Origin of the sequence: Piscinibacter gummiphilus, from assembly GCF_002116905.1 — a bacterium.
GTDB lineage: Bacteria > Pseudomonadota > Gammaproteobacteria > Burkholderiales > Burkholderiaceae_C > Rhizobacter > Rhizobacter gummiphilus.
This window is the reverse complement of the sequence record NZ_CP015118.1, coordinates 3,983,699-4,002,518: the sequence shown is the minus strand read 5'-3', so window position 1 is coordinate 4,002,518 and position 18,820 is coordinate 3,983,699. Positions and strand designations below refer to the sequence as shown.

The following is an 18,820-nucleotide window of genomic DNA, read 5'->3' as shown; positions in this document are numbered from 1 at the left end:
GGCACCGTTCTGTGCAACTGAAGGGAAAGGGGCCGGTTCAGGCGCCCAACTGGAATTTGTTCACGATCTGGCGCAGCCGGACCACCTGATCCTTCAGGCTCTCGGCGGCGGCGGCGGACTCTTCCACCAGCGCGGCGTTCTGCTGCGTCATCTGGTCGAGCTGCGTGACGGCCGAGCTGACCTGGCCGATGCCGTCGCTCTGCTCGGCCGACGTGGCGGTGATCTCGCCGATGATGTCGGACACCCGCTGCACGCTGCCCACGATCTCGTTCATGGTCTCGCCGGCGTCGGCCACCAGGCGCGAGCCCGACTCGACCTTCTCGACCGAGGCGTTGATCAGGCCCTTGATCTCCTTGGCGGCGTTGGCCGAGCGCTGTGCCAGGCTGCGCACCTCGGACGCCACGACGGCGAAGCCTCGGCCCTGTTCGCCCGCCCGGGCGGCTTCCACGGCCGCGTTCAGCGCGAGGATGTTGGTCTGGAAGGCGATGCCGTCGATGACGCCGATGATGTCGGAGATCTTCTTCGAGCTGGCGTTGATCTCGTCCATGGTGGTGACCACCTCGGACACCTTCGCGCCCCCGCGAGCGGCCACTTCGGCGGCCGACGCGGCGAGCTGGTTGGCCTGGGACGCGGAATCGGCGCTCTGGCGCACGGTGCCGGTGAGCTGCTCCATCGACGAGGCGGTCTGCTGCAGGTTCGACGCGGTCTGTTCGGTGCGGGCGCTCAGGTCCTGGTTGCCGGTGGCGATCTCGGCGCTGGCGGTGCCGATGGAGTCGGACGCCTGCTGCACGGTCTGGAGCGACGAGCGCAGCTGCGTGACCATGCGGCCCAGCGCCCGGATCAGGTCGCCCACCTCGTCGGTGTCGCGGCTGTCGGGCGTGATGTCGAGGCGGCCGTCGGCCACCTGGCCCGTGGCGTCGACCGCCGCGTGGATGTTCTTCGTGATGCGGCGCTGGGTGATCCAGGCGAAGCCCAGCGTGCCGGCGATGGCCAGCGCGCCCAGCGCGAGCAGGCCGGCGGCCGCGATCAGTGCGGCGCGTTCGAGCTGCTGGTTGACCTCGACCGTGCGCTCCTCGACCCGGGCCAGCACGGTTTCGAGCGTGCGGCTCAGCGTGCGGAAGTGTTCCTCGGCCGTCTCCAGCGCGGCGATGCCGGTGTTGGGGTCGACGGTGGACATGTCGATGGCGGCGTCGGAGGCCTTCCGGTACTTGGCCATCTCGCCGCCGAAGGAGGTCAACTGCTCCTTCACGACCGGGTCGACCGACTCCTCGGCCGCCTTCGCGACGGCCTCGCCGATGACTTCCAGGCGGCGGCCCAGCTGCTTGCGGGTGGACGTGACGATCATCTCGTCGAGCGACCCGACGATGGCCACGGTGCGGAACACCTGGGCCCGCACGTCGCTCAGTTCGGACTGCACGCCCGACGCCTTCGCATGGCTCTGCAGCACGACGGCATGGGCCATCGCACTCTTGCTCTTGTAGGTGTGCAGGACCAGCAGCGACGCGCCGAGGACCGCCATCAGCATCACCCCGCTCACCGCGGGCGCCACCATCAGTTTTGCGCTCAGTTTCATCGTGTTCCTTGGAGGCGCGGGATCACTTGTAGATGCCGCCGCAGACGACCGCGTCGTCCAGCTTCTCGCAGTACATCCGCTTCGGTTCGATCTTCTTGCTGACCGGGTTGGTGAACTTGTAGTCCTGCCAGAACGTGCCCTTGGACTGGGCCAGGTCGACGCGTTCCTTGACGAACGGCTTGCCGTCCACGTCCTTCAGGTCGAGGAGGTTCTTGCCCACCATCTTCTCGTTGGCGCCGTGTGCGCGCACGACGCCATCGAGGCCGTAGACGACGAGGTACAGGTCGCGGTCGGTGAACTGCCCGCCCTTGGTGGAGACCTCGGCGTAGCCCTTGTCCTTGCCGTTGGCCTTGATGAACGCGACGCCCTTCTTGACCATCGCGGTGGCTTGTTCGGCCGTGGCGTTGCCGGTCTGGGCATGGACGGCACCGGCGGCGAAGAGGGCCGCGGCGAGGCTCGTGCGGAGGAGCGAGTGCAGGGACATGGTGGATCCTTTTCGATGGAGGCGTCGGCTGCCCGACATCGGGCGACCGGCCTAACCGGCTATCGGCCTGCGGGGTGCGGCCTGTAGAGAGGGCTTGCCCGGACGGGCAGGGCCGATGTGGCAATTTTCCGCACGGCACCCGTGCGCGGTCACCGCATCACCGAGGGAAAACCGGCCCTGTTCACAGGGGGCGAGGCTGAAATGCCGACGGCCCGCGATGCCGGAGCAGCGCGGGCCGTCGGGGGCCGGGAAGGCGGGGAGATCAGTGGCGCGACTTGCGCACCAGGCTGCCCACGTCCAGGATCAGCGCGACGCGGCCGTCGCCCATGATCGTGGCGCCCGAGACGTCGTTCACCTTGCGGTAGTTGGCCTCGAGGTTCTTCACGACGACCTGCTGCTGGCCGAGGAGTTCGTCGACGAGCAGCGCGACGCGCCCGCCTTCGGCTTCCACCACCACCATGATGCCGCTGACGTGCTCGAAGTCGAAGCGGGGCACGTCGAACACACGCTCCAGTTCGAGGACGGGCATGTACTCGTCGCGCACTTCCACCACGCGGCCGGAGCCGCCGATGGTCTTGACCATGTCGCCCTGCACCTGGAAGGACTCGACCACCGACGACAGCGGGAGGATGTAGACCTCTTCGCCCACGCCGACGGACATGCCGTCCATGATGGCCAGCGTCAGGGGCAGGCGCACCGAAACGCGCATGCCGTAGCCTTCGGCCGAGTCGATGTCGACCGTGCCGCCCAGCGCCGTGATGTTCTTCTTGACCACGTCCATGCCCACGCCGCGGCCCGACACGTCGGTGACCACGTCGGCGGTGGAGAAGCCCGGGGCGAAGATCAGGTTCCAGACCTCGGAGTCGCTCATCGTGTCCGGAGCCGGGATGCCGCGCTCGCGGGCCTTCTTCAGCAGCTTCTCGCGGGACAGGCCACGGCCGTCGTCGCGCACTTCGATGACGATGGAGCCGCCCTGGTGCGAGGCCGACAGCGTGATGGTGCCGGTCTCGGGCTTGCCCTTGGCGACGCGGTCCGCCGGCGACTCGATGCCGTGGTCGCAGCTGTTGCGCACGAGGTGGGTCAGCGGATCGGTGATCTTCTCGACCAGGCCCTTGTCGAGTTCGGTGGCTTCACCGAGCGTGACGAAGTCGACCTTCTTGCCGAGCTTGGCCGCCAGGTCGCGCAGCATGCGCGGGAAGCGGCTGAACACCATCGACATCGGGATCATGCGGATCGACATGACCGATTCCTGCAGATCGCGGGTGTTGCGGTCGAGGTCGGCCAGGCCGGCGGCCAGCTGCTGGTACAGCGCCGGGTCGAGGCCCTGGCTGTTCTGGGCGAGCATGGCCTGCGTGATGACGAGTTCGCCGACGAGGTTGATCAGCTGGTCGACCTTCTCGACGGACACGCGCAGCGTGGAAGCTTCTGCGGCAGCGGCCGGCTTCTCGGCGCGCGCCTTCGGGGCGGCCGGCGCGGCGACCGGGGCCACGTCGCCAGCCGGGGCGGCGGAGGTCTCGGCGGCGCCGACGGGCACGCCCGGGGCGTTGTCGAAGAAGCCGTAGCCGGGGTCCGGCGCCTCTTCCGGCGGGGCGCCCGGGGCGTCCTTGTGGAAGCCGAAGCCGGGGCCGAGCGGCAGCAGGGCCACCTGTTCGCGGGTCACGTGGAACGTGAACAGGTCGAGCAGGTCGCTGTCGGTGCTGGTCGTGCAGATCTTGAAGCGGCGCATCCCGTCGGCGGGCATGCCGTTGTCGAGCGGCTCGATGGTGCCGAGGTCGGCGATTTCCTTGAACAGCTCGACGAGTTCGTCGGCCTGTTCGGGCTTGTCGAGCGGACCGACGCGCAGTTCGATCACGCGGGCGGCCGATTCGTTGACGGGCTCGGCGAGCACGGACGGGGCGGCGATGGGCACGTTGACCACCGGCGGCGCCTTGACGGCCGGGGCTTCGCCGGACGACATCGCACGGATGTTGAACAGCAGCTCGGTGGTGTCGAGTTCGTCGCCGTCGTTGCCCTGGTGGCGGGCGAGCTGGGCGCGCAGCGCGTCGCCCGACTGCAGCAGCACGTCGACCATGGCCGAGGTGGGCGCGAGCTCGTGGCGGCGCAGCTTGTCGAGCAGCGTCTCCATCTGGTGCGTGAGCTCGGCGACGTCCTTGAAGCCGAACGTGGCCGCACCGCCCTTGATGGAGTGGGCGCAACGGAAGATCGCGTTGAGCTCTTCGTCGTCGGCCGATTCGATGTTCAGCTCGAGGAGCAGCTGTTCCATGCGGTCGAGGTTTTCGCCCGCTTCTTCAAAAAAGACCTGGTAGAACTGACTCAGGTCGATGCCGGCGCTCGACGACGAGCTCTCGGAGGACATCTCGCCCATGGTGGCGTGCTCCTGGATGGATTCGATTCGTTTCGGGGGAAGGTGTCAGCGCGTCAGCGCACGACCTTCTTGATCACTTCGATCAGCTTGGCCGGGTCGAAGGGCTTGACCAGCCAGCCGGTGGCGCCCGCGGAGCGGCCGGCCTGCTTCATCTGGTCGCTGGACTCGGTGGTCAGGATCAGGATCGGGGTGGTCTTGAACTTCGGGTTGTCCCGCAGCTTCTTGGTCAGGCTGATGCCGTCCATGCGGGGCATGTTCTGGTCGGTCAGGACGAGGTCGAAGTCGCGGCCGTTGGACTTCTCGTAGGCGTCCTGGCCGTCGACGGCCTCGACCACGTTGTAGCCTGCGCTCTTCAGCGTGAACGAGACCATTTGGCGCATGGAAGCAGAATCGTCCACCGCGAGGATTGAATGCATGGCTTTCTCCGGAATGCTCGGTTGATTTCGGTTGAAACGAGGCTGTCTTTAGAACAACTCGATGGAACCCACGTCCATCTCGGCCTGGGTGACCGGATTGGGGCGGAGCGGGGGCTCCTCGGCGGCGGCCTCGCCGTCTTCGTCGTCGGCGAACGCCTCGCGCGCCAGCCGGTCGACACAGCTGCGCAGGCGTTTGTGGGTGTGGTTGATCAGCTGGGACGCCATGTCCTGGAACTGGAGCGCGGTCACCGCGCCGCCCAGGTCCTGCATGACGCCGGAGATGACCTCTTCGCTCTCCTCGGCGCCGTGCGGATGGGACCGCAGCAGGCGGATCTGCTCGGAGGCGCCGTAGAAGCGCTGCATCAGGGTGTCGCAGGCGTCCGACAGCAGGGTCTGCAGGCGGTCCAGGTCGTTGCTGGCCGTCATCAGGTGGTCCTGCAGGTCGGCGGCGGCCTCGAGGGGCCAGGCCCCGCCGTCGCTGCCCGGGAATTCCGGCATGCCGTTCGCGTCGATCGCGTCGTTCATATAGCTCCACTCAGGTTGGAGACGGGCCGCCACCGGGAAGGAACACCTCGGTGCACGGGAAGTCATCTGCCCGGATTCTTCGGCAGTTCGGGGGGCGACATAAGGGGAATGACGCGCCGAAACCCCGCTCTAATCGCACGAAGCGCCGGTCGGTCGTGAAAAACGGCCGCAGGGGCACCCTCTGGCCACGTTGCGGGCATACTCCGGCCATGTCCTCCAAGCCTTCCGAGCCCAAGACGCTCCGCCTGCTTCACCTCGAGGATTCCGAGGCGGACCACGTCCTCACCATGGCCCACCTGCGTCGGGGCGGCCTGAAGATCGATGCCGTGCGCATCGATTCCGAGGCGGAGTTCCTCGCCGCGCTCGACCCCTCAGAGGACTGGGACGTCATCGTCTCCGACTACAACCTGCCCGGCTTCTCCGGGCTGATCGCCCTCGACCTGCTCAAGGCGAGCAGCCGTCCCATCCCGTTCATCCTGGTCTCGGGCGAGATCGGGGAGGACACGGCGGTGGAGGCCATGCGCAACGGCGCCAGCGACTACCTGCTGAAGAACAACCTCTCGCGCCTGGTGCCGGCCGTGATGCACGCGGTGGAGGTGCACGAGGTCCACCTGGCCCGGCTGCGGGCCGACCAGGAGCTCGGGGCGTCCAAGCAGCGGGTGCACGAGCTGGTGCAGCACCTGCAGACGAGCGTGGAGGGTGAACGCGCCGCCATCGCCCGGGAGATCCACGACGACGTGGGCGGCTCGCTCACCGCCCTCAAGTTCGACCTGGCCTGGATCGCCCGCCACACCGATTCGCCCGACGTGCTGTCCCGGGTGAACTCCGCCCTCGAGACCGTCACCCACGCGATCGAGGCGAGCCAGCGCATCATGCACAACCTGCGGCCGGCCATCCTGGAGCAGGGGCTGGTGGCGGCCCTGCAGTGGATGACGAGCCGCTTCGAGCGCCGCACCGGCATCGCCTGCCAGTTCCGCTCGCGGCACGCCCACCTGTCGCTGCCGGCCGGCGTGCCCCTCGTGGCCTACCGCACGGCCCAGGAGGCGCTCACCAACGTCAGCAAACACGCCAACGCGTCCGAGGTCCACATCGACCTCTCGCTGGCCGGCGGGGTGCTGTCGCTCGAGGTGAGCGACAACGGCCGCGGCCTCAACCCCGAAGACCTCGCGAAGGCCCGCTCGTTCGGCATCCGCGGCCTGCACGAACGTGCCGGCACCGTGGGCGGCTGGGTGGACCTGAGCAGCAGCCCGGGCGGCACCACGCTGATCCTGTCCGTCCCGCTCGACATCGTCGACGAGACCGAGGACGCCGCCCACCTGGAGCTGCCCGAGCCGGCGTCGCCCGAACCGATCGCCGACGACTACGACCCCACCTCGTGGGGCGAACTCTGATGCCCACCCCATGATCAAAGTCATTCTCTGCGACGACCACGCACTGATCCGGCGCGGCATCCGCGACACCCTCTCCGACGCGCCCGACATCCAGGTCGTGGGCGAGGCCGGCGACTACGGCGAGCTGCGCACGCTGCTGCGCACCGCCGGCGAGGTCGACGTGCTGGTGCTCGACATCAACATGCCCGGCCGCAGCGGCCTCGACGTGCTGCACGTGCTCAAGGACGAGGGCACCACGATGCGGGTGCTGGTCGTCTCGATGTACCCGGAAGACCAGTACGCCATCCGCGCCCTGCGGGCCGGGGCGTACGGCTACGTCAACAAGGGCGGCGACCCGGGTCTGATCGTCACCGCGGTGCGCACCGTGGGGCAGGGCCGCAAGTACGTGACCCCCGAGATCGCCCAGATGCTGGTCGAGAGCCTGACCACGCCCACCAGCGAGGCGGCCCACGAGAAGCTCTCCGACCGGGAGCTGCAGACCCTGGTGATGATCGCCTCGGGCAAGCGGCTGTCCGACATCGCGGACGAACTCACGCTCAGCCCGAAGACCGTCAGCGTCTACCGGGCGCGGGTGCTGGAGAAGCTGGGGTTGTCGAACAACTCGGAGCTGACCGTCTACGCCATCCGGAACGGCTTGGTCGGGGAATAGGGAAGAAGGGCGTCGTCCCGGCGAAGGCCGGGACCCTGGGCCTGCGTCGGAGGTCCCCGGCCTCCGACGGGATGACAATCGGCTTTTGGAGGATGATGCCGGGGTGCGATCCACGAGGAGCTTCCCATGTCCACGTCCCCGGTCCGCAAACCCTTCTACCAGTCGCTGTACCTCCAGGTCATCACGGCCATCGTGATCGGGGTGTTGCTGGGGCACTTCTGGCCCCACACGGGCGAGGCGATGAAGCCGCTCGGCGACGCGTTCATCAAGCTCATCAAGATGATCATCGCGCCGATCATCTTCTGCACCGTCGTCCTCGGCATCGCCGGCATGGAGGACATGAAGAAGGTGGGCCGCACCGGGGGCCTGGCGCTGCTGTACTTCGAGGTGGTCAGCACCCTGGCGCTCATCGTCGGGCTCGTGATGATCAACCTGCTGCAGCCGGGCCACGGCATGAACGTCGACCCGGCCACGCTCGACACCAAGGCCATCGCGGCCTACACGGGGCCGGGCAAGATGCAGTCGACCACCGAGTTCCTGCTGAACATCATCCCGAACACCGTGGTGGACGCCTTTGCGAAGGGCGAGATCCTGCAGGTGCTGCTGTTCTCGGTGCTGTTCGGCTTCGCGCTGCACAAGTTCGGCGGACGCGGCACCCTCGTGTTCGACCTGATCGAGAAGACCTCGCACGTGCTGTTCGCCGTGGTGGGCATCATCATGAAGGCCGCCCCCATCGGCGCCTTCGGCGCGATGGCGTTCACCATCGGCAAGTACGGGGCGGGCTCGCTGCTGTCGCTCGGCAAGCTGATGGGCACGTTCTACTTCACGTGCCTGTTCTTCATCTTCGTGGTGCTGGGGCTGATCGCCCGCTTCCACGGCTTCTCGGTGTGGAAGTTCGTCAAGTACATCAAGGAGGAGCTGCTGATCGTGCTGGGCACGTCGTCCTCCGAGTCGGTGCTGCCGCGCATGATGGCCAAGATGGAGAACCTCGGCGTGCGCAAGTCGGTGGTGGGCCTCGTGATCCCCACGGGCTACTCGTTCAACCTCGACGGCACGTCCATCTACCTGACGATGGCCGCGGTGTTCATCGCCCAGGCCACGAACACACCCATGACCCTCACGCAGCAGCTGACACTGCTGGCCGTGCTGCTGCTCACGTCGAAGGGCGCGGCGGGCATCACCGGCAGCGGCTTCATCGTGCTCGCGAGCACGCTGTCGGCCGTGGGCGGCGTGCCGGTCGCGGGCCTGGCGCTGATCCTGGGCATCGACCGGTTCATGTCGGAGGCGAGGGCGCTCACCAACCTGATCGGCAACGGCGTGGCGACCGTGGTGGTGGGCAAGTGGACGGGCGACGTCGACAACGCCCGCCTGCTGGCCGTGCTCGACAACCGCCTGCCGCTCACCTCGGACGAGCCGGAGGTGGTGCTGGACGCCACCGAGCAGCACATGCCGGTGGAACACACGAAGTCCGCCTGAATGGAATGCAAAAAGGCGGCCCGAGGGCCGCCTTTCCTGCGAGGTTCCGAAAGGGGACGGTCAGAAGCCGAGCGAGGCCAGCAGGTCGTCCACTTCGCCCTGGTTCGAGACCACGTCCGTGCGGCCTTCGGGGTTCACCACCGGGCCGTTCAGCACGTTCGCGTGTTCGACCACCTTCTGGGCTTCCGGCGGGGCGGCCTGCACGAGCAGCTTGACGAGGCTGTCTTCCAGGTCGGAGGCCAGGGCCACCACCTTGGCGACCACCTGGCCGGTCAGGTCGTGGAAGTCCTGGGCCATCATGATGTCCGTCAGGTGCTGGTCGATGCGCGCGGTGGCGGCCTCGACGTCGCCCACGAAGTTCATCACGGCGCCGGTGGCCACGGCCTTGACCGGGTCGGCGACGATGGCGGCGGCCATGCGGCGGGTGTCTTCCGAGATCGAGGCGTGTTCGGCCTTGGCCTGGTCGACGGAGTTCAGCACCTTGTTGGCGGCCGCGCCGGTCTTCTCGGCGATGTAGTTCAGGCGGCTGCGCGCGTCGGGCAGGCCTTCGGCCGTCTTCGCGAGCTTGGGCATCACGCCCAGCTGGGTGAGGGCGTCGTGCAGCTGGCGGGTGATGGCACCCAGTTGCTGGAAGACTTCGGGTGACGCAGCGGCAGGCGTCAGGGTCGCCGCAGATTCCATTTTCATGTGGCGATTCCTCAGGCGGCCGTGGCCAGCTTCTGCATGATCTTCTGGACCTTCTCTTCCAAGGTGGCCTTGGTGAAGGGCTTGACGATGTAGCCGGCGGCGCCATCCTGCGCGGCGCGCACGATGTCTTCCTTGCGGGCTTCGGCCGTGACCATCAGCACCGGCAGGTGCTTCAGGCTCGCGTCGGCCTTCACGGCGGCGAGGAGCTCGAAGCCGTTCATGTTGGGCATGTTGATGTCCGAGACCACGAAGTCGAACTTCGCGTTCTTCAGCATGTTCAGGGCGACGGCGCCGTCTTCGGCTTCTTCGGCGTTGTTGTAGCCGATCTCCTTGAGCAGGCCGCGCACGATGCGCCGCATGGTCGAGAAGTCGTCGACGATCAGAAATTTCATATCGGTGCTCATGGCGTACCTCGCTGGTGTCCGCTGGGTTTATCGGGAAACGGTGCCGGAGGTTGAGGCCTCCGCGCGCTGGTTGTCGTTGGAATCGTCTGTTTTCGGGTCGGGCGTGACACTTTCCACATCCGCGAGCTGTTCGGCGTGGAACAGGCGGTCCTCGGCGTCGCGGTTCATCACGATGATGCTGATGCGCCGGTTGGAGGGGCTGGAGGGGTCTTTCTTGTCGAAGGGTGTACTGGAGGCGAGGCCCTGCACGCGCAGCACCCGGGCGTCGGGCAGGCCGCCGGCCAGCAGTTCGCGGCGAGATGCGTTCGCCCGGTCGGCCGAGAGTTCCCAGTTGCTGTAGCCGGTCACGCCGGAGCCGAACGGGGTGGAGTCGGTGTGGCCTTCCAGCGTGAGCCGGTTGGGCACCTCGTCGAGCACGCCGCCGATCTCGCGCAGCAGCTCGCGCATGTACGGCTTCACGACCGCGCTGCCGCTGTCGAACATCGGGCGGTTCTGGTCGTCCACGATCTGGATGCGCAGCCCGTCCTTGGTCATGTCGAGCAGGATCTGCGACTTCATGCCCGAGAGCTTCGGGTGGTTGTCGATCACCTGCTGCACCCGCTGGCGCACGGCCTCGAGCTTGGCGGCCTCGGCCGCGGCCTGCTCGGCCTTCATCGCCGCGAGGTTGACGGTGCTGCGGGTGTTGTCGATGTCGCCGCGCTTGACCTGGCCGCCGGAGCGGCTGAGGTCGGTGCCGCCGCCCTTGATGACGTGGGAGGAATCGCCCGAGCCGCTGCCGCCGTTGAGCAGCGCGACCTTCAGCGGGTTCTGGAAGTAGTCGGCGATGCCCTTCTTGTCGCCCTCGGTGGTGGAGCCGAGCAGCCACATGAGCAGGAAGAACGCCATCATCGCGGTCACGAAGTCGGCGTAGGCGATCTTCCACGCGCCGCCGTGCGCCGCGTGGCCGCCCTTCTTCACCCGCTTGATGATGATGGGCTGGAGTTTCTTGGAATCACCGGCCACGGTTCACCTCCGCGGGGCGGGCAGGGAAGGGGGTCACTTCTTGCCCTTCACGTGGCCTTCGAGTTCGGAGAACGTCGGGCGCTCGGTGGAGTACAGCACCTTGCGGCCGAATTCCACCGCCACCTGCGGCGCATAGCCCTGCATGCTCGCGAGCAGCGTGGTCTTGATGCACTGCAGTTCCTTGTGCGATTCGTCGTTCTTCTGCTCGAGCAGGCCGCCGAGCGGTTCGACCACGCCGTAGGCCATCAGGATCCCGAGGAACGTGCCGACGAGGGCCGAGCCGATCATGCCGCCGAGGATCGCGGGGGGCTGGCCCACCGAACCCATGGTGTTCACCACGCCCAGCACGGCGGCCACGATGCCGAAGGCCGGCAGCGCGCCGGCGAGGCGGGCGATGGCGGAGACGACGGCGTGCGCCTCGTGGTGGTGGGTGTCGATCTCGTTGTCCATCAGGCTTTCGATCTCGTGGGCGTTCAGGTTGCCCGAGACCATCATGCGCAGGTAGTCGGTGATGAACTCGACGACGTGGTGGTCGGTGCCGACCGTCGGGTATTTCTTGAAGACCGCGCTCTCGTGCGGGGCGTCGACGTCCTTTTCGATGGACATCAGGCCTTCCTTGCGGGCCTTCTGGAGGATGTCGTACATGAGCGCGAGCAGCTCCATGTACCGGGCCTTCGAGTACTTCGAGCCCTTGAGCAGCGTGGGGAGGGCGGCGATGGTGGCCTTGAGCACCTTCGGCTGGTTGTTCACCACGAAGGCGCCGAGCGCGCCGCCCAGGATGGCCATGAGTTCCGTCGGCAAGGCGTGGATGATCACGGAGATGTTGCCGCCGTGGATGATGTACGCGCCGAAGATGCACCCGAGGGCGACTGCGTAGCCGATGAGAACAAACATGGTGTTGGAAGTCCGTGTCCCTGACGCCCTTTATCGGCGTCGCTCCAAGTGTCTTGAGTGTCGCCCGGGGCGATGGGTGCCGATCCCCGCAACAGCGGGGCGATCCCGGCGCATAAACGAAACGGGGACCCTGGGCGGCACCACAAAAAGAAACGGGTCCCGCAGGGGACCCGTCAAAGCACTTTTCAGGGTGCCAGGAGGAGACAAGCAAGAAACCGTTGCCGGTCCCCCTGTGTATCGGCAGGGGGACGAAGAACTTGAGGAGACTCGAGGACGGCCCTCGATCAGTGCATCTGGATGCCGCCGGCGGCCTTGCCCTTGCCGGCGCGGGCGGGCGGGTTGCACAGGCCGCAGGTGTAGTGTTTGGCGATCTCGTGCGGGTGGGTGACGAAGCGGCCACCGCACTTGTTGCATTCGGTCAGGGTGAGCATGCCGTTGTCGACGAACTTGACCAGGCGCCAGGCGCGGGTCACGGACAGCAGGGCTTCCAGGCCCTGGGCCTGGGTCTGTTCCTGGTACAGCTGGTAGGCCTTGATGACGGTGTCGATCTCGTCCATCTCGGCGACCTTGTTCAGGTACTCGTGGATGTTCATGAACAGCGACGCGTGGATGTTCGGCTGCCAGGTCATGAACCAGTCGGTGGAGAAGGGCAGCTGGCCCTTGCTCGGGGACTTGCCCGAGACTTCTTTATAGAGGCGCAGCAGGCGCTCGTAGCTCAGGTCCGTCTCCGATTCCAGCACCTGCAGGCGGGCGCCCAGGTTGATCAGCGTGACGGCGCGTTCGATCTGCTTGGCTTCGGTGAGGATGCTCTTGGTGCGCGTCATGGTCTTTGCTCCTGGTCTCGGGTCGAACGGGGTGTCGCGGAAATCGGGGTCTGTCTGTCAGGCGGCTTCTTGATGGCGGCCGGCCATCAGGATGCTGGCGTGCAGGCGGCTGGTCGTGTCGTTCGACGCGGTCTTGCCGTGGTTGGTCAGCAGGCCCCAGACCAGGTCGTCGTCCATGCGGAAGCGGCACAGCAGGGTGTTGCCCGAAGCGATCTTCATCATCTGGGCCGGGCTCAGCAGCGCGATCATCGAGGCGCTTTCCTCGCTGATGCCGAGGCGGTAGAGGGCCTGCTCGCGGTCCGTGCGGATCAGGCTCTGGGCCAGCATCAGGTAGGACAGGTTGGCTTCACGGATTTCGGAGAGGATCTGGTCGGCGTTCATGTTGGGTTCCTAAGGCGGCAGGTGTTTCGGACTTGTCTGTCGTTGGGTTTGTGTCTCAACGTGGAACGAATTGTGAAGTTCGGAGAAGCAACCCGACATCAGGGCAGTTCTGTCGCTTGAGTCCAGCTTCTTCCGTGGGTCGTGTCAGGGAAACACCTACACGCCGTCATCCCGATCCGCCCTTTTGGAGGGAGGGTTCGGGGTGCGGCGTGCACTGGTTCACGGATGGTGCCCCTTGGGGCCCGCGGACCCGGGTTGACCCGGGTCAGGCGGATGACATGCCCTACAAGGCCACGGTCAGGCTGACAGGCTGGCGGGCAGGTGGTCGGGGGCGAGCCCGGCCTCGCGGCGCTCGTGCATGCGCACGAACAGGTCTTCCAGGGCGCGGGTGGTGGCCTGGCTGTCGAACAGGGGCAGTTCCAGGCGTTGCGCCTGGAGGGTCTGCTGGAGGGCCTGCAGGGCCGGGCCGTCGCCGGCCAGCTCCAGGGCCTTGGCCACGTACGCGTCCACGCTGTCGCACACCAGCTCGCCGGTGTGGGTGGCGCGGGCGAGGCTCGCGGCCACGCGGGAGGCGAAGGTCGCCCCGGGGAAGGTCAGCACCGGCACGCCGGCCCAGAGGGCCTCGCTGGCCGTCGTGTGGGCGTTGCAGGGCCAGGTGTCGAGGAACAGGTCGGCGCAGCGCAGGCGGGCGACGTGGTCCTGCATCGCGACCTTGGGGGCGAAATGCAGGCGCGACGGGTCGATGCCGCGCAGGCGGAGTTCTTCGCGCAGGTTGCGCTCGGCCTGCTCGTTCCAGGCGAGGAGCCACAGCACCGCATGCGGGGCGCCGTGGAGGATGCGAGCCCACGCGTCGAGCGTGTCGGGCAGGATCTTGTAGGCCTGGTTGAAGCAGCAGAGCACCAGCGCGTCTTCCGGCAGGCCGCAGGCCTCGCGCCCGGGGGAGGGCAGCAGCGCGCGCTGGCGGTCGTTGGGCTGGTACGACCAGGGCATCTGGGCGATCTTTTCGCTGAAGTCGGCCTCGGCGGACAGGGGCGTGACCACGGGGTCGCCCACGATGTAGTCGATGTAGTCGGCGCCGGTGGTGCCCGGGTAGCCGAGGTAGCTCACCTGCACGGGGGCGGGGCGGGCCGCGAGGACCTCGAAGCGGCTGTCGCGGGTGTGGCCTTTCAGGTCCACGGCGATGTCGATGCCGTCGGCGCGGATGCGCTCGCTCACGGCGGTGTTGCCGAGCGACGAGACGTCGACGAAGTGGTCGCAGGCGGCCATCACGCGCTGCTGCAGCGCGGAGCCGTCGTGGCGGCTGTGGGAGTAGAGCGTGACCTCGAAGCGTTCCGTGTCACGCTGCTCGAGCAGCTCGGCCATCAGCAGTGCCGTGGCGTGGTTGTGGAAGTCGCTCGACAGGTAGCCGACGCGGATGCGGCCCGGCTGGCGCTGCTTCGGCAGCGCGGGCAGCTTCGGCAGCGCGGCACCGAGCGCCTGCGCGCGCAGCATGCCCACCTGGCGCTGCTCGGCGGGCGAGCATTCGATGGCGATGAAGGCGAACGGCGAGAGCAGGTTGCCCTCGGACCGGTGGAGGGTGTTCATGGCCTCGCGCAGCTGGCGGGTCTCCTCGGCGAGGTGTTCCCACTGGCAGGCCTGGGCGCTCTCGTGCACGAGCAGCGCGAGGGCCATCGCACGCACGCTGCCCTGGTCCAGCAACACCGCGGTGCGGAAGCACTCGGAGGCCTCCTCCTTCATCAGCAGGTCCTTGAAGGCGAGGCCCAGGCGGTAGTGCACGAGCGGGGCGTCGATCTTCTGCGCAAGCGAGAGAAAAAACACGTCGATCGACTCGCGGAGGCGCCCGGCACTGAAGAGGGCGATGCCGTGTGCCGACAAGAACTCATGGTCGCGCACCGCGTCCGGCGAGAGCCGGCCGTAGCAGTCCGCGGCCTCGGCGTGGCGGTGCTGCAGCGTCAGGCAGTCGGCGAGCAGCCGGCACGCCAGCGGCGAGGCCGGATCCAGTTCGAAGGCCCGCGTGGCCGAGGCGATGGCCTCGTCGAGCTTGCCGATGCGGCTCTGCGCGCGAGCGAGGTTCAGCCACACCAGTGCGTCGAGCGGCGACAGCGCCGTGGCGCGCTCGAAGGCCTCCGCGGCCGCGGGCCAGCGTCGGGCCTGGGCGTGGGCCATGCCGGCCTGCCAGTGCTTGTGAGCGCGGTGGGTGCTGCGTTGTGCGTCCATTCGGGGGCGTCGTCGAAAGATCTTCGGATGCGAGGAGTCTAGGCAGTCCCCCTCCCGGTCAAGGCCGGAGAAGGCGCCGGAATGCCGAGCAGTTCCCGGGTGCGGCACGTGGATCAAGTGGCGAGAAATGTGATCGATTGAAAAGCGGTCAAAAAAGCGCTCAAGTAAAGCGATCGGTCTCCGAAATTCACACCACGGCCCTCGCAATCACGTGTATGGGGCGATGGTCCGGTCAGGCAGATGCCGCCGGGGTTTCTACCGAATTGAAGGACTTTCAAAATGGCACAGGTCATCAACACCAACATCGGTTCGCTGAACGCTCAGCGCAACATGGTGCAAGCGCAATCCTCCCTGGCTCAATCGATGACCCGTCTGTCGTCGGGCCTGCGGATCAACTCGGCGAAGGACGACGCCGCCGGCCTCGCGATCGCCGAACGCATGAACGCGCAAGTCCGCGGCATGAACGTGGCCATCCGCAACAGCAACGACGGCATCTCGCTGGCGCAGACCGCTGAAGGCGCGCTCTCGAAGGTGGGCGACTCGCTGCAGCGCATGCGTGAACTGGCGGTGCAATCGCGCAACTCGACCAACAGCGACGACGACAAGGACTCGCTGAACAAGGAATTCCTCGAGCTGCAGAACGAAATCAAGCGCGTTCTGGGCGGCACGGCCTTCAACGGCAAGAAGATCCTCGGCTCCGACGCCACGGCCCTGACCTTCCAGGTCGGTGCCAACACGACGACGGACGACGTCATCACGGTCAACACGACCGACATGACCCAGGACACGACGATCACCGCCGTGACGGTCAACACCGCCAAGATCGACAGCTCGGCCACGGCCGGCGCCATCGCCACCGTGATCGACGACATCGACACCGCGATCGACACGATCAACAACAAGCGCGCCACCTTCGGTGCCACGCAATCGCGCTTCGACGCGGTGATCGCCAACCTGCAGCAGTCGGTGGAAAACCAGTCGGCCGCCCGCAGCCGCATCATGGACGCCGACTTCGCGGCGGAAACCGCGAACCTGTCCCGCTCGCAGATCCTGCAGCAGGCCGGCAACGCGATGATCGCCCAGGCGAACCAGGCTCCGCAGCAAGTCCTCTCGCTGCTGCGCTGATCGACGGCCACCCTCCGGCGCAGACGCCGGAGGTCCCCCCACGCCAGGCCCCCGCCCCGGGTGGCCCGGTGTCGTGGTCCGCGGAATTGCCCGCCCCTCGGCGGGCTTTTCCATGGATGTAGGGCTCATTTTCCGGATCCGGTTTCTTCTGCCGAATCCGTCACGACTTTGCCCCGAGACCCCCTTGACAGGGCTCCGCTGCGGCATGTCGGCCTCAAGTTCTCCCACACCCCCCCGATAACTGCATCAACGCGCTCGCCAACTTTCATTCAAGCGAGTACGTGGTCCGGTTAGCCGGCCGATGAAGGGAACCCCACCGGTACCTCGATTCAGCGGTTGACTAGCGTCGGGCACTCAGTCGCAGTCGACGCCTCGCGGAGGCAGTGGCTGAACCGTCCGGCGCTGTTGCCGGGAGTTATCGGAAACCAACGGAGAAATTGTCATGGCACAAGTCATCAACACCAACATCGCCTCGCTGAACGCCCAACGCAACATGGTGTCGTCGCAGTCGTCGCTGTCCCAATCCATGCAGCGCCTGTCCTCGGGCCTGCGCATCAACTCGGCCAAGGACGACGCCGCCGGCCTCGCCATCGCCGAACGCATGAACGCGCAAGTCCGCGGCATGAACGTGGCCATCCGCAACAGCAACGACGGCATCTCGCTGGCGCAGACCGCCGAAGGCGCGCTCTCGAAGGTGGGTGACTCGCTGCAGCGCATGCGTGAACTCGCCGTGCAGGCCCGCAACTCGACCAACAGCGACGACGACAAGGACTCGCTGAACAAGGAGTTCGTCGAGCTGCAGTCGGAAATCAAGCGCGTTCTGGGCGGCACGGCCTTCAACGGCAAGAAGATCCTCGGCTCCGACGCCACGGCCCTGACCTTCCAGGTCGGTGCCAACACGACGACGGACGACGTCATCACGGTCAACACGACCGACATGACCCAGGACACGACGATCACCGCCGTGACGGTCAACACCGCCAAGATCGACAACACCGCCACGGCCGGCGCCATCGCCACCGTGATCGACGACATCGACACCGCGATCGACACGATCAACAACAAGCGCGCCACCTTCGGTGCCACGCAATCGCGCTTCGACGCGGTGATCGCCAACCTGCAGCAGTCGGTGGAAAACCAGTCGGCCGCCCGCAGCCGCATCATGGACGCCGACTTCGCCTCGGAGACGGCCAACCTGTCCCGAGCGCAGATCCTCCAGCAGGCGGGCAACGCGATGATCGCCCAGGCGAACCAGGCACCGCAGCAAGTGCTGTCGCTGCTGCGCTGATCGTCCCGGGGGTGACCCGGCCTGCCGGCCGGGTCGAAACCACCGAAGGCGGAAATGGAGGGGGCTTTCCCTTCATTTCCGCCTTTTGTCTTGGTGGGGCGCTTTCAGAATCGGGTCTACGGGTCTGCGGTGCGAATTGCCGGCCTTGTGCGCCGTCACACGGGGGAAGTTTCCCGATGCGGCGGAACGCAATGCCGGTCATCGAACCGGGAGTCATTCGATTCTTGAAGGAGTGCTTTCATGCCACAGACGATCAATACGAACATCGCATCGCTGAACGCGCAGCGGAACCTCAATGCTTCCCAGGGCTCGCTGGCGACGTCGATGCAGCGTCTGTCGTCCGGCCTCCGGGTGAACTCGGCCAAGGACGACGCGGCCGGCCTGGCGATCGCCGAACGCATGAACGCGCAGGTGCGCGGCATGAACGTCGCGATCCGCAACGCCAACGACGGCATCTCGCTGTCGCAGACGGCCGAAGGCGCGCTCTCCAAGGTGGGTGACTCGCTGCAGCGCATGCGCGAACTCGCGGTCCAGGCCCGCAACTCCACCAACAGCGACGACGACAAGGACTCGCTGAACAAGGAATTCGTGGAACTGCAGCACGAGATCGCCCGCGTGCTCGGCGGCACCACGTTCAACGGCCAGACCATCCTGGGTGCGGACGCCACGTCGCTGACGTTCCAGATCGGCGCGAACACCACGGCCGACGACACCATCACGGTGACGACGAACAACATGGCGAACGACACGACGATCTCGATCGTCACCGGCACCAGCACGTCGATCGACCACCTGGCCACCGCCGGCGCCATCGCCAACGTGATCAACAGCATCGACGACGCGCTCGACACCGTGAACAACACGCGGGCCACCTTCGGCGCCACGCAGTCGCGCTTCGACGCGGTGATCTCCAACCTCCAGCAGGCGGTGGAAAACCAGTCGGCCGCCCGCAGCCGGATCATGGATGCGGACTTCGCGGCGGAAACGGCGGCGATGTCCCGGGCCCAGATCCTGCAGCAGGCCGGCAACGCGATGGTCGCCCAGGCGAACCAGCTGCCGCAGCAAGTCCTGTCACTGCTCCGCGGCGGTTGATCGAAAAAATTTGTGACGGCGGCCTAA

General features: G+C 66.8%; 18 protein-coding genes. 6 read left to right on the top strand and 12 right to left on the bottom strand.

From position 1 onward, the window contains the following. Positions 1-37 precede the first annotated feature (37 nt). From A4W93_RS18020 to A4W93_RS18000, 5 genes are all read right to left on the bottom strand, one after another. The gene (locus tag A4W93_RS18020) at positions 38-1,573 is read right to left on the bottom strand and encodes a methyl-accepting chemotaxis protein (RefSeq protein WP_085751917.1); all 1,536 of its coding nucleotides are present in this window, start codon (positions 1,571-1,573) and stop codon (positions 38-40) included. A 22-nt stretch (positions 1,574-1,595) separates the two neighbouring features. Then, positions 1,596-2,057: a cache domain-containing protein gene (locus tag A4W93_RS18015; RefSeq protein WP_085751916.1), complete on the bottom strand. Its 462-nt coding sequence runs from the start codon at positions 2,055-2,057 to the stop codon at positions 1,596-1,598. 262 nt (positions 2,058-2,319) lie between these two features. After that, complete coding sequence (locus A4W93_RS18010; RefSeq protein WP_085751915.1) at positions 2,320-4,422, bottom strand: chemotaxis protein CheW; 2,103 nt, start codon at positions 4,420-4,422, stop codon at positions 2,320-2,322. 53 nt (positions 4,423-4,475) lie between these two features. After that, complete coding sequence (locus A4W93_RS18005; protein ID WP_085751914.1) at positions 4,476-4,838, bottom strand: response regulator; 363 nt, start codon at positions 4,836-4,838, stop codon at positions 4,476-4,478. A 48-nt stretch (positions 4,839-4,886) separates the two neighbouring features. Next, the gene (locus A4W93_RS18000) at positions 4,887-5,363 is read right to left on the bottom strand and encodes a hypothetical protein (RefSeq protein WP_407081689.1); all 477 of its coding nucleotides are present in this window, start codon (positions 5,361-5,363) and stop codon (positions 4,887-4,889) included. A gap of 209 nt (positions 5,364-5,572) precedes the next feature. On the opposite strand from A4W93_RS18000, the gene A4W93_RS17995 reads away from it, so the two are divergent. The 3 genes from A4W93_RS17995 (at position 5,573) to A4W93_RS17985 (ending at position 8,879) form a co-directional block, all read left to right on the top strand. Beyond that, positions 5,573-6,754: a hybrid sensor histidine kinase/response regulator gene (locus A4W93_RS17995; protein WP_085751913.1), complete on the top strand. Its 1,182-nt coding sequence runs from the start codon at positions 5,573-5,575 to the stop codon at positions 6,752-6,754. Positions 6,755-6,764: 10 nt separating this feature from the next. Next, positions 6,765-7,403: a response regulator gene (locus A4W93_RS17990; protein WP_085751912.1), complete on the top strand. Its 639-nt coding sequence runs from the start codon at positions 6,765-6,767 to the stop codon at positions 7,401-7,403. 126 nt (positions 7,404-7,529) lie between these two features. Beyond that, positions 7,530-8,879, top strand: coding sequence for a dicarboxylate/amino acid:cation symporter (locus A4W93_RS17985; protein WP_085751911.1), 1,350 nt, complete (start codon positions 7,530-7,532; stop codon positions 8,877-8,879). A 60-nt stretch (positions 8,880-8,939) separates the two neighbouring features. On the opposite strand, the gene A4W93_RS17980 is transcribed toward A4W93_RS17985, so the two are convergent. The 7 genes from A4W93_RS17980 to A4W93_RS17950 form a co-directional block, all read right to left on the bottom strand. Continuing rightward, positions 8,940-9,566, bottom strand: coding sequence for a protein phosphatase CheZ (locus A4W93_RS17980; protein WP_085751910.1), 627 nt, complete (start codon positions 9,564-9,566; stop codon positions 8,940-8,942). Positions 9,567-9,577: 11 nt separating this feature from the next. After that, positions 9,578-9,970, bottom strand: coding sequence for a chemotaxis response regulator CheY (cheY, locus tag A4W93_RS17975; RefSeq protein ID WP_085751909.1), 393 nt, complete (start codon positions 9,968-9,970; stop codon positions 9,578-9,580). Between the two features lie 27 nt (positions 9,971-9,997). After that, positions 9,998-10,972 (bottom strand): flagellar motor protein MotB, encoded by a 975-nt coding sequence (motB, locus tag A4W93_RS17970; RefSeq protein ID WP_085751908.1) that lies wholly within the window; start codon positions 10,970-10,972, stop codon positions 9,998-10,000. 33 nt (positions 10,973-11,005) lie between these two features. Beyond that, a complete protein-coding gene (motA, locus tag A4W93_RS17965; protein ID WP_085751907.1) occupies positions 11,006-11,866 on the bottom strand; it encodes a flagellar motor stator protein MotA in 861 nt (286 codons plus the stop codon). Positions 11,867-12,150: 284 nt separating this feature from the next. Then, positions 12,151-12,690: a flagellar transcriptional regulator FlhC gene (gene flhC / locus A4W93_RS17960; RefSeq protein ID WP_085751906.1), complete on the bottom strand. Its 540-nt coding sequence runs from the start codon at positions 12,688-12,690 to the stop codon at positions 12,151-12,153. Between the two features lie 57 nt (positions 12,691-12,747). Then, the gene (gene flhD / locus A4W93_RS17955; RefSeq protein WP_085751905.1) at positions 12,748-13,071 is read right to left on the bottom strand and encodes a flagellar transcriptional regulator FlhD; all 324 of its coding nucleotides are present in this window, start codon (positions 13,069-13,071) and stop codon (positions 12,748-12,750) included. A 297-nt stretch (positions 13,072-13,368) separates the two neighbouring features. Then, entirely contained in the window at positions 13,369-15,288 is a 1,920-nt protein-coding gene (locus A4W93_RS17950) for an O-linked N-acetylglucosamine transferase, SPINDLY family protein (RefSeq protein WP_085751904.1), read from the bottom strand. 279 nt (positions 15,289-15,567) lie between these two features. Between A4W93_RS17950 and A4W93_RS17945 the strand changes: the two genes are divergently transcribed. The 3 genes from A4W93_RS17945 to A4W93_RS17935 all read left to right on the top strand — a co-directional run bounded on the left by A4W93_RS17945 (position 15,568) and on the right by A4W93_RS17935 (position 18,793). After that, on the top strand, positions 15,568-16,413 hold the full coding sequence (locus A4W93_RS17945) for a flagellin N-terminal helical domain-containing protein (protein ID WP_085751903.1): 846 nt from the start codon (positions 15,568-15,570) through the stop codon (positions 16,411-16,413). A 442-nt stretch (positions 16,414-16,855) separates the two neighbouring features. Next, entirely contained in the window at positions 16,856-17,701 is an 846-nt protein-coding gene (locus tag A4W93_RS17940) for a flagellin N-terminal helical domain-containing protein (protein WP_085751902.1), read from the top strand. A 240-nt stretch (positions 17,702-17,941) separates the two neighbouring features. After that, entirely contained in the window at positions 17,942-18,793 is an 852-nt protein-coding gene (locus tag A4W93_RS17935; protein WP_085751901.1) for a flagellin domain-containing protein, read from the top strand. Positions 18,794-18,820: the final 27 nt, after the last annotated feature.